Source organism: Gordonia sp. (in: high G+C Gram-positive bacteria), assembly GCF_049647785.1.
GTDB lineage: Bacteria > Actinomycetota > Actinomycetes > Mycobacteriales > Mycobacteriaceae > Gordonia.
This window is the reverse complement of record NZ_JBARYI010000012.1, coordinates 1-13,178: the sequence shown is the minus strand read 5'-3', so window position 1 is coordinate 13,178 and position 13,178 is coordinate 1. Positions and strand designations below refer to the sequence as shown.

At 63.3% G+C, this 13,178-nt stretch carries 10 protein-coding genes; 4 read left to right on the top strand and 6 right to left on the bottom strand.

Annotated features, from left to right (window positions below; all coding sequences use genetic code 11):
- Positions 1–321: 321 nt before the first annotated feature.
- From WBA38_RS01240 to phoU, 4 genes are all read left to right on the top strand, one after another.
- The gene (locus WBA38_RS01240) at positions 322–1,314 is read left to right on the top strand and encodes an acyl-ACP desaturase (RefSeq protein WP_424321856.1); all 993 of its coding nucleotides are present in this window, start codon (positions 322–324) and stop codon (positions 1,312–1,314) included.
- Positions 1,315–1,445: 131 nt separating this feature from the next.
- Complete coding sequence (dusB, locus tag WBA38_RS01235) at positions 1,446–2,531, top strand: tRNA dihydrouridine synthase DusB (RefSeq protein WP_424293605.1); 1,086 nt, start codon at positions 1,446–1,448, stop codon at positions 2,529–2,531.
- A 141-nt stretch (positions 2,532–2,672) separates the two neighbouring features.
- Positions 2,673–4,886 carry an LCP family protein gene (locus WBA38_RS01230; protein ID WP_424321855.1) on the top strand — a complete coding sequence of 738 codons (2,214 nt, stop codon included), beginning with the start codon at positions 2,673–2,675 and terminating at the stop codon, positions 4,884–4,886.
- 98 nt (positions 4,887–4,984) lie between these two features.
- Complete coding sequence (gene phoU, locus WBA38_RS01225) at positions 4,985–5,647, top strand: phosphate signaling complex protein PhoU (RefSeq protein WP_424293709.1); 663 nt, start codon at positions 4,985–4,987, stop codon at positions 5,645–5,647.
- A 447-nt stretch (positions 5,648–6,094) separates the two neighbouring features.
- Here phoU and WBA38_RS01220 read toward each other — a convergent pair whose 3' ends face one another.
- The 6 genes from WBA38_RS01220 to pstS form a co-directional block, all read right to left on the bottom strand.
- Positions 6,095–8,263 carry a CocE/NonD family hydrolase gene (locus tag WBA38_RS01220; protein ID WP_424321854.1) on the bottom strand — a complete coding sequence of 723 codons (2,169 nt, stop codon included), beginning with the start codon at positions 8,261–8,263 and terminating at the stop codon, positions 6,095–6,097.
- A gap of 123 nt (positions 8,264–8,386) precedes the next feature.
- Positions 8,387–9,004 carry a TetR/AcrR family transcriptional regulator gene (locus WBA38_RS01215; RefSeq protein WP_424295681.1) on the bottom strand — a complete coding sequence of 206 codons (618 nt, stop codon included), beginning with the start codon at positions 9,002–9,004 and terminating at the stop codon, positions 8,387–8,389.
- Between the two features lie 133 nt (positions 9,005–9,137).
- Positions 9,138–9,914: a phosphate ABC transporter ATP-binding protein PstB gene (gene pstB / locus WBA38_RS01210; RefSeq protein ID WP_424295679.1), complete on the bottom strand. Its 777-nt coding sequence runs from the start codon at positions 9,912–9,914 to the stop codon at positions 9,138–9,140.
- A complete protein-coding gene (gene pstA / locus WBA38_RS01205; RefSeq protein ID WP_424321853.1) occupies positions 9,914–10,774 on the bottom strand; it encodes a phosphate ABC transporter permease PstA in 861 nt (286 codons plus the stop codon). The genes pstB and pstA overlap by 1 nt, the downstream gene beginning before the upstream one ends.
- Before the next feature lie 14 nt (positions 10,775–10,788).
- Positions 10,789–11,838: a phosphate ABC transporter permease subunit PstC gene (gene pstC / locus WBA38_RS01200; RefSeq protein WP_424295685.1), complete on the bottom strand. Its 1,050-nt coding sequence runs from the start codon at positions 11,836–11,838 to the stop codon at positions 10,789–10,791.
- 23 nt (positions 11,839–11,861) lie between these two features.
- The gene (gene pstS / locus WBA38_RS01195) at positions 11,862–12,932 is read right to left on the bottom strand and encodes a phosphate ABC transporter substrate-binding protein PstS (RefSeq protein ID WP_424321852.1); all 1,071 of its coding nucleotides are present in this window, start codon (positions 12,930–12,932) and stop codon (positions 11,862–11,864) included.
- Between the last annotated feature and the right edge of the window lie 246 nt (positions 12,933–13,178).

The window sequence follows — 13,178 nt, the reverse complement described above, 5'->3', positions numbered from 1 at the left end:
ATGTCTGACATAGTGCGGGAATCGACGCATCATGCGAGAACGGAGGGCAGGGCCCGCACAGGGGGCGTACGGGGTGGGGCGGCACGACTTTCATGAACGACGACGGCGCCCGTGAAATACGTGACGGAAACCTACGGGACCGTAATATCGGACGTGCAGCGGGTAACGAAACGTCGTTTCTGGGCGATGAAACGTGGGACAACTAACTTGGGACCATTGCCTACGTGACGTAGCCTGGAACCTAAGTACGCATGTCGGGTGTGTCGCCGAGAAGGCACGACCGCCGCCCGAAACGAATCACCCCCGACCAGAGGAACCCCGATGGCACGTCAACTCACACAACTCGAACTCCTCACAGAGTTGGAGCCGACCGCTGAGGCCAACGTCAATCGTCACCTCAAGACGGCCCGCGATTGGAACCCCCACGACTACGTTCCGTGGGACGAAGGCAAAAACTACGCAGCACTCGGTGGCACCGACTACGACCCCGAGCAGTCGTCCCTTGACGAGGTCGCCAAGGCCGCGATGATCACCAACCTGCTGACCGAGGACAACCTGCCCTCCTACCACCGGGTGATCGCCGAGAACTTCTCGATGGACTCCGCTTGGGGCCACTGGGTTGGTCGTTGGACCGCTGAGGAAGACCGTCACGGTATCGCCATGCGCGACTACCTGGTCGTCACCCGCGGCGTCGATCCCGTGGCGCTTGAAGAAGCCCGCATGATCCACATGACCAACGGCTACGACCCCATCCTCGCCGCCGCCGACCGCGCCGACGAGATGCGCGCCAGCGGCGAAGAGATCGGTCTCCTGCATTCGGTCGCGTACGTGACCTTCCAGGAACTCGCGACGCGCGTGAGTCACCGCAACACCGGCAAGGCGTGCAACGACCCGGTCGCCGACCGCATGCTGCAGCGCATCGCCGCCGACGAAAACCTTCACATGATCTTCTACCGCAACATCTGCGGTGCGGGCATGGACATTTCGCCCGACCAGACGCTGCGCGCAGTGACCGACATCGTGACGAACTTCCAGATGCCGGGCGCGGGCATGCCGAACTTCCGTCGCCACGGTGTGCTGATGGCCAAGCACGGCATCTACGACCTCCGCCAGCACCTCGACGAGGTCATCGCGCCCGTCCTGCGTAAGTGGAACGTCTTCGAACGCAACGACTTTGGTTCGGACGGTGAACGCACTCGCGACGAGCTGGCTGCCTTCCTCGAGCAGCTCGACAAGGACGCGACGCGCTTCGAGGAAATGCGCGATCGTGCGCTCGCCCGCGAGGCAGCTAAGCGAGAGAAGCAAGCGTCCTGACCACCTCAACACCAACCGCCCCGGCGCCTTCAATCACCACCGAAGGCGCCGGAGTCGTGTCTGAACTCGCCGATCGCAAACCACTGCGGATCGGCAAGATCGAACTCGGTAGCCCCGTCGTATTGGCACCGATGGCTGGCGTCACCAACGTCGCTTTCCGCGTGCTGTGCCGCGAACTCGAACTGGCGCGCACCGGCACCGTCTCCGGCCTGTACGTGTGCGAAATGGTGACGGCGCGGGCCCTCGTCGAACGGCATCCGGTGACGATGCACATGACAACGTTCGATCCGACAGAGACGCCGCGGTCCATGCAGCTCTACACCGTCGACCCCGAATACACCTATCAAGCAGCCAAGATGATCGTCGACGAGAACCTCGCCGACCACATCGACATCAACTTCGGTTGCCCAGTCCCCAAGGTCACGAAAAAGGGCGGCGGCTCGGCGATCCCCTATAAGCGTCGCCTGTTCCGCAACATCGTCGCCGCCGCCGTGCGCGCCACCGAGGGCACCGATATTCCGGTGACCGTGAAGTTCCGCATCGGGATCGACGACGACCACCACACGCACCTTGACGCCGGTCGTATTGCCGCCGAAGAGGGCGCCCAGGCGGTGGCCCTGCATGCGCGAACCGCGTCGCAGCGGTACTCCGGAACTGCCGTATGGGACGAGATCGCCCGGCTCAAAGAACACGTCACGTCCGTCCCGGTCCTCGGCAACGGTGACATTTTTGAAGCCGACGACGCCGTCCGCATGATGGAGCAGACCGGGTGCGACGGGGTCGTCATCGGCCGCGGCTGCCTCGGGCGCCCGTGGCTGTTCGCCGAGCTGTCGGCCCGCCTGCGCGGAGTGGAATGCCCCACACCCCCGAACCTCGGTGAAGTTGCCCAGATCATGATTCGTCACGGCGAACTCCTCGCCGCCCACCACGGCGAAATGAAGGGCATGCGCGAAATCCGCAAGCACGTCGCGTGGTATCTGCGCGGGTTCCCTGCGGGGTCGGACTTGCGATCGTCGCTCGCGCTGGTCAAAACGCTCGACGACCTGCACGAACTTGTCGACGCCCTACCGAAGGACACGCCGTTCCCCGCCGATGGGCACGGTCCCCGCGGACGGCAGGGCTCGCCAGCGGCGGTGGCACTGCCCGAGGGATGGTTGGACGACCCCGAAGAGGACGTGGTACCCGAAGACTCCGAGACCTTGGCAGCGGGCGGCTAACCGCGCCATCGTGTCCCGAGGCGTAGGAAGTTCTCAGGCACGCCGATTAATATGTGCCAAACGCCGTTGTTCCCAGGACACTGTTGCTAATGGTCGCTGCGGCGACCGGCGCTCCCCGATGCCAGAAGAGAAAGTAGTGCTGTGAGTTCTGACCGCCCCGACTCTCCCGAGTCGCCCGACGACCAGCCGGCCCAGCCCCGGCGACCTCGTCGTGCACGGGAGTCCGGGACGTACGACTTCCGCACCCGCTTCGGCACTCCCGGCAGCACCCCGCCCGCGCCCCGGAGCGCCGGACCGACCGACCCTCGCCGCAATGTCCCCGCTCCCGGCGGACCAGGCCAGCGTGCCGAAGGCTTGCGTGAACCAGCCGCCCGCGAAGGCTATGTGCGCCCCCGCGGACGGCTGACGGTCCGTCAGCTCATGGAGCAGATGGGCGTCGACGACACCGCCACCCCCGAATCGGCGGACCGCTACGCGGCACCGAGCCAGCGCGCCGGGTCCCGCCCGCAACCGCCGCGGCGTCGACCCACACCGCCGCCCGTGCCGCCAGTGCAGCCGCCAGCGTCTGCCGAAGTAACGCAGATGATTCCGGCAGTGACCGACGATCCCGCAGTCGACCTGTCCGACACGGCGACCGCAGCCCGACTGTCTGAGGAATCGCGCGGACAACGTCAGGCCCCGGCACCGGAAACACGGGTGACGCGCAGTCCCGCGGCGATGGACGAGGACGCCGAACCCGAGGCCGTCGACGAACCACGCAAACGTCGGCGTCCCCTGGAACCCACGCCCGACCTCACCGCCGCGTTCGAGAAGATCGGCGGCGGTCGACGCAGCCTGACCGCCAAGCAGCGCACCCGGAAGGCGGCCACAAACGGTGGTCGTATTTTGTTGGGCTTGGCGTGCCTGCTGTCGCTCGTCGGTACCGGCTACGTCTGGAACTTGAAGCGCGGGTGGAATGGCGGCTGGAACGTCGTCAACGCCCTCGACCCCAACAGTTCCAATATCCGTAAACCGCAGGATCAGAACGGCGACGAGACGTACCTCATCGTCGGCACCGATTCCCGTGCAGGCAAGAACTCCAAGGTTGGTGCCGGTGACGCGTCGTCCGTGGAGGGCGCCCGCTCCGACACCGTCCTCCTGGTGAATATCCCGGCCGACCGCAGTCGCGTCGTTGCCGTTTCTTGGCCGCGTGACCTGGCCGTCGACCGGCCCGAATGCCAAAGCTGGGACAACACCACAGCGTCGTACTCCGGCACACTCGAGGCTGCGAGCGGAGTGAAGCTGAACGGCGTGTACGCCGACGGTGGCCCCAACTGCCTGGTGAAGACGCTGACACAGATCAGTGGCCTCAACATCAACCACTTCATCGCCATGGACTTCTCCGGCTTTGAGCAAGTGGTCCGCACCCTCGGCGGTGTCACTGTCTGCTCCACCGTTCCCCTTTACGACTACGAACTCGGCACCATCCTCCGCAAGGCAGGCACCAAGAAGCTGACCGCGGGACAGGCTCTCAAGTACGTTCGTGCACGCCATATCTCGGCCGAAGGCAACGGCGACTACGGTCGTATCAAACGCCAACAGTTGTTCATGTCGTCGCTGCTGCGGTCGTCGCTGTCGAGCGACGTGCTGTCGAATCCGTCGAAGCTGAACAAGATCGTCCAGACGTTCATCAAGAACAGCTACGTCGACAATGTTGATACCGACTCGCTCATTCAGCTCGCCGAATCGATGCAGGGCATGGAAGCCGGACGCGTCACGTTCCTCACCGTTCCGACGGCTGGCACCACGACCGACGGTGAGAACAACGAGATTCCGCGCATGGAAGATATCGACGCGATCTTCAACGCCATCATCGACGACAAGCCCCTGCCCGGCGAGAAGAAGTCCAAGCCGGAGAGCACCACGAAGGCACCCTCGCCGCAGGCACCGGTCAAGAAGGAACTGACCGCACAAGACACGTCCAATGTCAGCGTCCGCGTCCTCAACGGCACCGACCAGTCGGGCCTCGCGACCAATGTGATGGAAGAACTCCTTCGCCAGGGCGTCAATGTGGGTGGTGTCGCCGATTCGTCGGAGAAGCAGACGTCGACTGTCGTGCGGTATGGCACGGGAGCGAAGGATTCGGCCGCGACTATCGCAAAGATGTTCCCGGGCGCAAAGATCCAGGCCGACAGTTCCGTGAAGGCGGGCGTCGAAGTGATCCTTGGAGCGGACTTCGCCGGAATTGAATCGATAGCGTCCGCACCTGCGGTCGGATCCACCTTGACTGTCAGTGAACTGCCTGCCCACGTCGGCAACAGCGACCTTCCGAACGACTTGTCGGTCACCAACGCTGGCGATACCACCTGCACGTAACGGCCTGTTGTTGCCGGTACTCGTCGTCCGCCAAGAGTTAACGACGACTTCACCCTGCCCTCGTTGAGAAGCTAAACAGCTTCCGTAAAGTTGGCATTATGCGTGACGCTTATCAGGAGCAGATGACTGCACTGAACACGGTTCTCGGCGACATGGTCGACAAGGTTGGCATTGCCATGGCCCAAGCTACCCAGGCCCTCCTCGAGGGGGATTTGGAGTTGGCCGAGAAGGTGATTTCCGACCACGATGCAGTCGCCGAGATGTCTGCCAAGGCCGAGGATCAGGCTTTCGGGTTACTCGCCTTGCAGGCACCGGTGGCCGGCGACTTGCGGTCGGTGGTCAGTGGTTTCCAGCTGGTGTCGGAGATCGACCGAATGGGTGCGCTCGCTTTACATGTCGCGAAGGTCGCACGCCGCCGGCATCCGGCGAAAGTCCTTCCTGACGAGGTGCAGGGCTATTTTGAAGAGATGGGCCGCTTGGCGGTCGAAGTGGCGCAGAACGCGCGACGGGTTTTGGAGAACCAGGATTACCACGACGCGTTGAGCTTGATGGACGACGATGACGCCATGGATGACCTGCATCGTCACCTGTTTACGGTAATGATGGACCGCGAGTGGGGCCACGGTGTTGCCGCCGCCGTCGACGTGACCCTGTTGGGTCGCTACTACGAGCGCTTCGCCGACCACGCCGTCCTCATCGCCCGCCGCGTCGTCTTCCAGGCCACCGGAAAAACTCCCGAGCAACTTCTCGAAGCCAGCTAGTCCCGCCGTCGTTCCGCGCGGCGTTCGCGTTCCGCGCTCCGCGCAAGTTCCGCTTTTCTGTCGCGTTTCGGCCTACCCGTCACCGATCCATGCATTTGGCGACGGTTGTGCAGCAGATTTTCAGCTAGCGGTGACAGAAAAGTTCCAAAACCGGTCTCCGGGCCCAACCCAAGTTCGGCGCAACGTTAGGTAAGCGCCGTAGGTTCGACGCGTCGTCGAACGTCTGAATCTGCACCTTTCTGTCGCATACGACGGTCCTGCGTCGGCCCAACCGTCACCGATCTGGCCCTTTGGTGATGATTGGGTCGAATCGTGACAGAAAAGTGCAGATCGGGCGCGGCGCGAGGCCGATCGGGCGCAGAACGACGCGGCGCGGGGCGGCCGGGGACGAACGACGACGGCCGCCGGACCCGAAGGTCCGACGGCCGTGTTGCGTTGCCGTTACGACTATCCGCCGTTGAAGGCGGGCTTGTAAGGCCGGCAGGCGGCACCGCGGAGGAAGCCGCAGGGCGGTGCGTTACCCGGGACGGAACCCGAGATCACCGGGAGTGTCGCGAACGAACCGCTCAGGTCGATCGTGTCGACAACCTTGCCACCGGTGCGGAGGGTCTCGAACTGCCATGCTGGCAGATCGCCGCCGGGCGCGGACACCAGGATGCGGATCCGGTTCCCCTTACGGAAGCCGTGCATGATCGGGTTCAGCGCAACGGTCATCAGGTTGAATCCGTCAGCCATCGGGACCTGGCGGTAGTAGTCCGGCGCGGTGCCGTCACCGCGGAACGTCGACCGCAGCACACCGGTCGACACCGACGTCTCGTTGCCTGCCTTGTCGACCTCGGTGACCGTGACCTGAAGGTCGGTGACGGGTGCGGAACTCTTGACACGTAGCGTCACCGAGCCGTTGCCCAGCATGATCTTGTCGCTCGGCAATGGTGCACTGATGAATCCCAGGCCACTGCGGCCGGGCGCCTGCTGCCAGTTGTAGTCGGGATTGATACCCCACGCTGCGGCGGTGTCGGTCGATGCGTCCTTGAGCGTGTTCATCGGCCGGTTAGCGGGATTCGGGTTGAACGACACTTCGCCGCCCGTCGCCGAAGTACCCAGCTTGCCCTTGGCGTTGAGGTGCATCTTCTCGGTGCTCGACGGCCAACCGTTCAGCGACTTCTGCCACGGCGACGACAGTCCACCGAATCCGGCCGAACCGCCACCGTTGTCGAACAGGGCCCACAATCGCGGGGTGTTCGCCTTGAAGCGTGCCTTGGCGTCAGCGACCGAGGTGGAGTTGCTAAACCGCATGTTCGGAATCGTCTGACCCGGTGCACCGGTGGCCGCAGGGAAGACTGCGGTTCCGAGCGGCTGCATCTGCGGCGGCGTGTGCGGCACCTGATCGGCAACGAAAATCTGCAGGAACTCGGCCCAGCGCGACATGATCTGCGGTCCGAGCGAATCAAAGTGGTGGCCGTTGATGATGTTGACCCACACGTTGGGGTTGTGGTCGAGGTGCGGAATGACGTTAACCCAGTTGGCGCCGGTCTGCTCATCTTGGCCTGCGCCAACGAGGAACACGGGGACGTCAATCTTCTCGGCCCAGTCAGCGATCGACCGGTCGCGGTAAATCTGGGCTGCACGCGTCGGGTTGTCGCGGATCAGCTTGAAGGCGTTAAGAGTCTGCAGACGGAGCTTCTGGTTGTTCTTGCAAACCTTGTCGCCGCCGTTGACGCGGGCGATGGCCCACGGCTGGCCACCCTTGGGTGCAGGCTGCGCGTTCTGGACCCGTTCCTTGAGCCAGGTGTTGGCGAAGCCCTTGTTGTAGATACCGCCGGGCAGACCGGTGGAGTACAGGTCATCGGTGGTGCTCATGGGGGCGATGGCTGCCAGGTGCGGTGGGCGGGTGCCCGCGGCGTACATCTGTGAGATTGCCGAGAACGAGATGCCGACCATGCCGACCTTGCCGCCCTTGACCCAGTTCTGGCGGCCAAGCGTCTCGATGATGTCGTAGGCATCGAACGCCGCCGCGTCGTCGAAGAGTCCGAAATCGCCACCGCTGCAACCTGATCCACGCATCTGCACGCTAACCGAAGCGAAGCCCAACATTTGCGGGGCGAGGGTTGCGCCAACGATGACCGACGACGCCGGCGCCAGCGGATCCTTCACGCCGAGCTTTTCGCCAGCGGCACCGACAATCAGGTCGCCGGGAGCGGCATTCTGGTAGCCCGAGTACTCGATTACGGTCGGGAATGGACCGTCGGACAGCTTCTTGCCGATCGGGAGACGAACGGTTGCGGCGATCGAGATGCCATCACGCATGGTGACATAGTTGAGCCCTTCGTGCAGCTTCTGGCCGTACAGTGACGGGTTCGGCGGCGGGGAGTCCTTGCTGGTCACCGCAACCGGTGCCGCGCTGATGCCCTTGCCAACGAAGCGGTACTGGCCGGGTTGCAAGTCGCGCACGATCAGCGAACCGAGTTTGTCGGCGACACCCGAACCAGCCTGGTTTCCAGCCGAGTCGACGAGCGTCAACGAGGTACCTGGCCGAGCATCGGTCAGGTACGCCTGACTGACACCTCCGCCAACATGAACGCGCTGCGCGGCAGCGGCGTCTGGCGCCGCGTTCACGCTCGCGACTGTTACTGCGAGAACGGCTGCCGTGGCCACCGTTGAGCGCAGGCCGAATTGGCCTTTGAACACTTTCATCCCCGATCTTGTTCGATGCCCCGCCAATGTCGGGGCCTTGCACTGCTATCGCTTGATGTATCCGAGCATCAGTTGCACGCCGCCGTCGGCGATTCGCTGGGCCACCTTGCGGTCGCCGGTACTCAAATAGCTGAGGGTCATGCCGTCTGTCATTGCGACGACGATCGTCGACAGTTCTTCTGCAGGCAGGGTCCATACTGTGCCGGTGGTTTCCGCGGCCACGGTTAAGAGTCCGCCAACAAGTTCGTAGTAGCCCCGATAGAGCTTGTCCGCTAGGTGTGCCAGGTCGTCGGTTCGCTGAGCGTAGAGCGCCAGTTCGACGAGTGCATGTTCGCGATCTCGGTTCTCGATGAGGTCGTGTAGGAAAACATCGAAGGCACCTTCGAGTACATCGGTGATGCTCATTTTGGCGGTGGAGAGCACCTGGGAGGCTTCGCTCAGCCAGGTGTCCATCGCTGCGAGTTCTTGTCCGATGCCGTATTCGACGACGGCGGCCAGGAGTTCGGCGCGCGAGTCGAAGGCGTAGAAGAGGCTCGATTGGCCGACATTGGCCTCCTCGGCGATCCGGCGGGTAGTGGCTGCTTCCACTCCGTCGCGCGCAATAACGCGCATGGTCGCGCTGATCGCGGCCTCGCGTCGCTGCTGAACTGTGAGCCTAGCCATGTCGCCTTCAAGTTGATCGTTTGATCGATACGATGTCTTCTCGTGACGGTAGTCACTGGGGATGGGAATGGCAAAACCCCGGCCGCGCAGGGGGCGCGACCGGGGTTTTGTCGTTACGGAGCGTGCGTTCGGACTAGCCGAATCGACCCGAAATGTAGTCCTCAGTCTCCTTGCGGACCGGGTTGGAGAACACCTCGCGAGTGGCCCCAACTTCCACCAACTGCCCCGGCTGACCTGCACCGGAAAGGTTGAAGAAAGCCGTCTTATCGCTAACGCGGGCAGCTTGCTGCATGTTGTGCGTAACGATGACGATCGTGTAATTGCTCTTCAATTCGGCAATCAGATCTTCGATAGCCAACGTCGAAATTGGGTCAAGTGCCGAGCAGGGCTCGTCCATTAAAAGCACCTCGGGCGAGACTGCGATCGCGCGCGCAATGCACAGTCGCTGCTGCTGCCCACCCGACAGTCCACCGCCCGGCTTGTCGAGGCGGTCTTTCACCTCATTCCACAGGTTGGCACCCCGCAGGCTGGCCTCGGCAACCTCGTCAAGCTTGGCCTTATCGCGCACCCCGGCCAGTTTCAGGCCGGCGACGGCGTTGTCCCGAATCGACATGGTGGGGAACGGATTGGCCCGCTGAAAAACCATGCCGATACTGGTGCGAACTGCCACCGGGTCGACGTTTTTGCCGTACAGGTCCACATCGTCCAACTTCACGGTGCCGGTCGCGTAGGCGCCGGGCGTCACCTCGTGCATGCGATTCAGCGTGCGCAGCACCGTCGATTTACCGCAGCCCGACGGGCCGATGAAAGCGGTCACCGATTTCGGCGCGATCCTCACCGACACGTCCTTCACCGCGTGAAAGTCGCCGTAGTAGACGTTGAGATCTTCTAAAGTCAGGCTCTTAGCCATTAGCTCTTCTCCATTCGGGGTCCAGTAAACCGGGCCAGCACCCGAGCGAGGACATAAACGATTGCAACCGCGATGACCAGGGTTAAGGCCGCACCCCAGACTGTCTCGTAGCCGCTTGGACCCTTGTTGTAGTCCTGCAGCATCATCAGCGGCAACGACTGCTGGTTGCCGACAAACGGATTCAGGTTTGTCGCCTGGGTGGCACCGACCAGGATCAAGACCGGTGCTGATTCCCCCATCACGCGAGCGATCGCCAGCATGACGCCGGTGATGATGCCCGACATCGCGGTCGGGAGGACCACCCGCAGGATCGTCTTCCACTTCGGCACACCCAACGCGTACGCGGCCTCACGGAGGTCTTGCGGGACGATCTTCAACATTTCTTCGGTCCCCCGGATCACCAGCGGCACCATGAGCAGCACCAACGACAGCGCGACGGCAAAACCGGAGCGCGGCATATCGAAGGTGGTGCGCCATACGGCGTAGATGAACAGTGCGGCGACGATCGACGGCACGCCGGAGAGGACGTCGACCATAAAGGTGGTGATTCGAACCAGCCGTTTGCTGGTGTCGGCGTATTCGACGAGATAGATCGCCACCAGAACACCGAGCGGGATACCAACGACAGCAGCGATTCCCGTCTGGATCAGGGTGCCGAGGATGGCATTGACGGCTCCGCCGTACCGTTCAGATTGCGTCCACCAGCCGATGTCCAAAACCGGCCCGATACCGCGGGAAATCAGGGTGTAGACGAGCCACCCGAGCGGCAGGATCGCCACGACCACCGACGCCATCACGGCACCGCGGACGAGGCCGTCGGTACCGCGTCGTCGGCCAGATAATTGTTGAGTCAGTTCCACTGTCTCTCCTTGACTCAGGCCCGACGGGCGATGACGCTGCGCGCCGCCGCATTCACGATGAACGTGAGGGCAAACAGGACGAGGCCTGCGGAAATGTAGGCACCCGTCTTGACGGGTGAATCGAACTCGGCGGCGTTGTTCGCGATCACCGTGGCTAGCGTCTGGCCGCTTTCGAGCAGATTGAAGTTGATTGGACCGGCGGCCGAAATAATCAGGAGCAGCGCCATCGTCTCACCGAGCGCACGACCGAGGCCGAGCATGGCACCACTGATGTAGCCGGAGAAGCCGAAGGGCAAAACCGCGTAGCGAACCACTTCCCACTGCGTGGCACCGAGGGCCTGCGCGGCCTCGCGGTGACCGCGCGGCGTCTGGGCAAAAACTTCCCGGGTCACGCCGGTGATGACCGGCAGGATCATGATCGCCAGCACGATGCCACCGGTCAGCAGGGTGCCGCCGGTCGACATGTTTGCCGCGTTCTCTGGCTGTTTGAAGAACGGGAGAAAGCCCAGGTTGTCGACGAGCCACTGGTTGGGCCCCACCATGGCTGGCCCCAACACGAGGATGCCCCAAAGCCCGTAGACGATGGATGGGATCGCGGCCAACAGGTCGACGATGTAGGCAACCGGACCGGCAATCCTCTTCGGCGCGTATTCGGTGACGAACAGTGCCACACCGAGGGCGATCGGCATGGCGATGATCAGGGCGATCACGGCCACGAGGACCGTCGCATAGAACTGCTGCGGGATACCGAACTTGATGGTTTCGCCCGACACTTCCCACGTACCGGTGTACGCGAAGAAGTTCGCCGAGTTCTTCACCAGCGACGGGATCGCCTGAATCAGCAGGAACAGGGCGATCAGGCCGATGACAATCGACACCAGGAGACCAGAGCCCGTGGCGAGTCGGGACATGATTTTGTCGCCGATGCGCGAGATCGTCGAACCGGTGAGGGCGCTCGGCTCGGCGGTCTTCCGCTGGCCGGGGCCCCCAACATCGGGAAGTTGATGCTGGGGGCCGGCGACCGCGTCGGACACGGCCGGGCCCGCGTCACCGTCGGGACGCATGGTCACGGGAGTGTCCGACCTGGTCACAGCGCGTCGATCGTTCCGCGAAGCTTGGTCTTGAAGGCTTCAGGCAGCGGCACGTAGCCGAGCTTGTCGAGGCCTTCCTGACCCTTGTCGAGGATGGTCGTGAACGATGCCTTGAGGTTCTTCGAGACCTCGGCATCGGCGTAGCCGGTGGAGCAGACGATCTCGTAGGTCGTCAGGACCAGCGGGTACGCACCGGCTTCTTTCAGCGTGTAGAGCGCGCTGGTGTCAACGACGAGGTCCTTGCTGTCGGGCTTAACGAACTTGGCGGCGTCGAGCGCTTTACCTGCGGTCTCTTTGGTCAGTTCCGTGGCACCAGCACCGAAGTCAATCGCGGCGACGGACAGGTTGTTCTCAGTCGCGAAGCCCCACTCGACGTACGTGATGGAGCCTTCAGTCTTCTTGACCGTGTCACCGACGCCGGTCGACTTGGCTGCGCCCGAACCACCGTGACCCGTCCACTCCTTGCTGTGCTCGTACGGCCACTCCGTGGGAGCGGCGGTGTTGAGGTAGCGGGTGAAGTTGTCCGTGGTGCCCGAGCTGTCGCTGCGGTGCACGGGGATGATGGTCGACGACGGCAGCGTGGCGCCCGGGTTCAGGGCCTTGATGGCGGCGTCGTCCCACTTCGTGATCTTGGAGTCGAAGATCTTCGCCAGGACCGGAGCGTTGAGGTTGAGCTTGTCGACGCCGGGAACGTTGAAGGCGATGGCGACCGGACCGGCAACCAAAGGCAGGTGCCACGCGTCGTTGCCCCCGCAACGCGTCTTGGCAGATGCCACTTCAGCGTCCTTGAGCGGCGAGTCGGAGCCCGCGAAGTTGACGTCGCTGGCAAGGAATTTCTTGACGCCGTCGCCCGAACCGGATCCGGTGTAGTCGAGGATCGCGCCGTCGTTGTCGGTCAGCACGCTGGAAAAGTGTTCCATCGCCTTCTGCTGCGCGGTCGAACCCTCACCGGTGATCGTGCCGGTTGACGAGTCGCCTCCACCGCAAGCGGTGAGGACGATGGAGGCTGCAGCAAGGCCTGCTACAGCGATGCCCGCATTGCGGGCGAGCTTGGGGGACGCGCTCATGTCGGTGGTGTCGCCTTTCATCTGTTCAGGTACGAGGCGAAAGTATCGACGCCCGGTTAGGACAGAGGAACGTGCGAGTTACGCATCGGGGAACAGTGCGGACCGCAACATGAACGGTTGGTGTTTGCCCGGTGTCACCCGGTCTGACGTCGGTCACCCCCGCTCCCAGCCCCCGTTCCGCGGGCTCCGCCCGCCGTTCTCGCATGATGCGTTGATTCCCGCACTACGTCGGACATAGTGCGGGAA

Bases quoted from the DNA above. Each gene is read 5' to 3' on its own strand.
- WBA38_RS01215 (WP_424295681.1), bottom strand. From the start codon at position 9,004: ATGGCTAGGCTCACAGTTCAGCAGCGACGCGAGGCCGCGATCAGCGCG.
- pstC (WP_424295685.1), bottom strand. From the start codon at position 11,838: ATGCGTCCCGACGGTGACGCGGGCCCGGCCGTGTCCGACGCGGTCGCC.
- dusB (WP_424293605.1), top strand. From the start codon at position 1,446: ATGGCTGGCGTCACCAACGTCGCTTTCCGCGTGCTGTGCCGCGAACTC.
- WBA38_RS01240 (WP_424321856.1), top strand. From the start codon at position 322: ATGGCACGTCAACTCACACAACTCGAACTCCTCACAGAGTTGGAGCCG.
- pstS (WP_424321852.1), bottom strand. From the start codon at position 12,932: ATGAGCGCGTCCCCCAAGCTCGCCCGCAATGCGGGCATCGCTGTAGCA.
- phoU (WP_424293709.1), top strand. From the start codon at position 4,985: ATGCGTGACGCTTATCAGGAGCAGATGACTGCACTGAACACGGTTCTC.
- pstB (WP_424295679.1), bottom strand. From the start codon at position 9,914: ATGGCTAAGAGCCTGACTTTAGAAGATCTCAACGTCTACTACGGCGAC.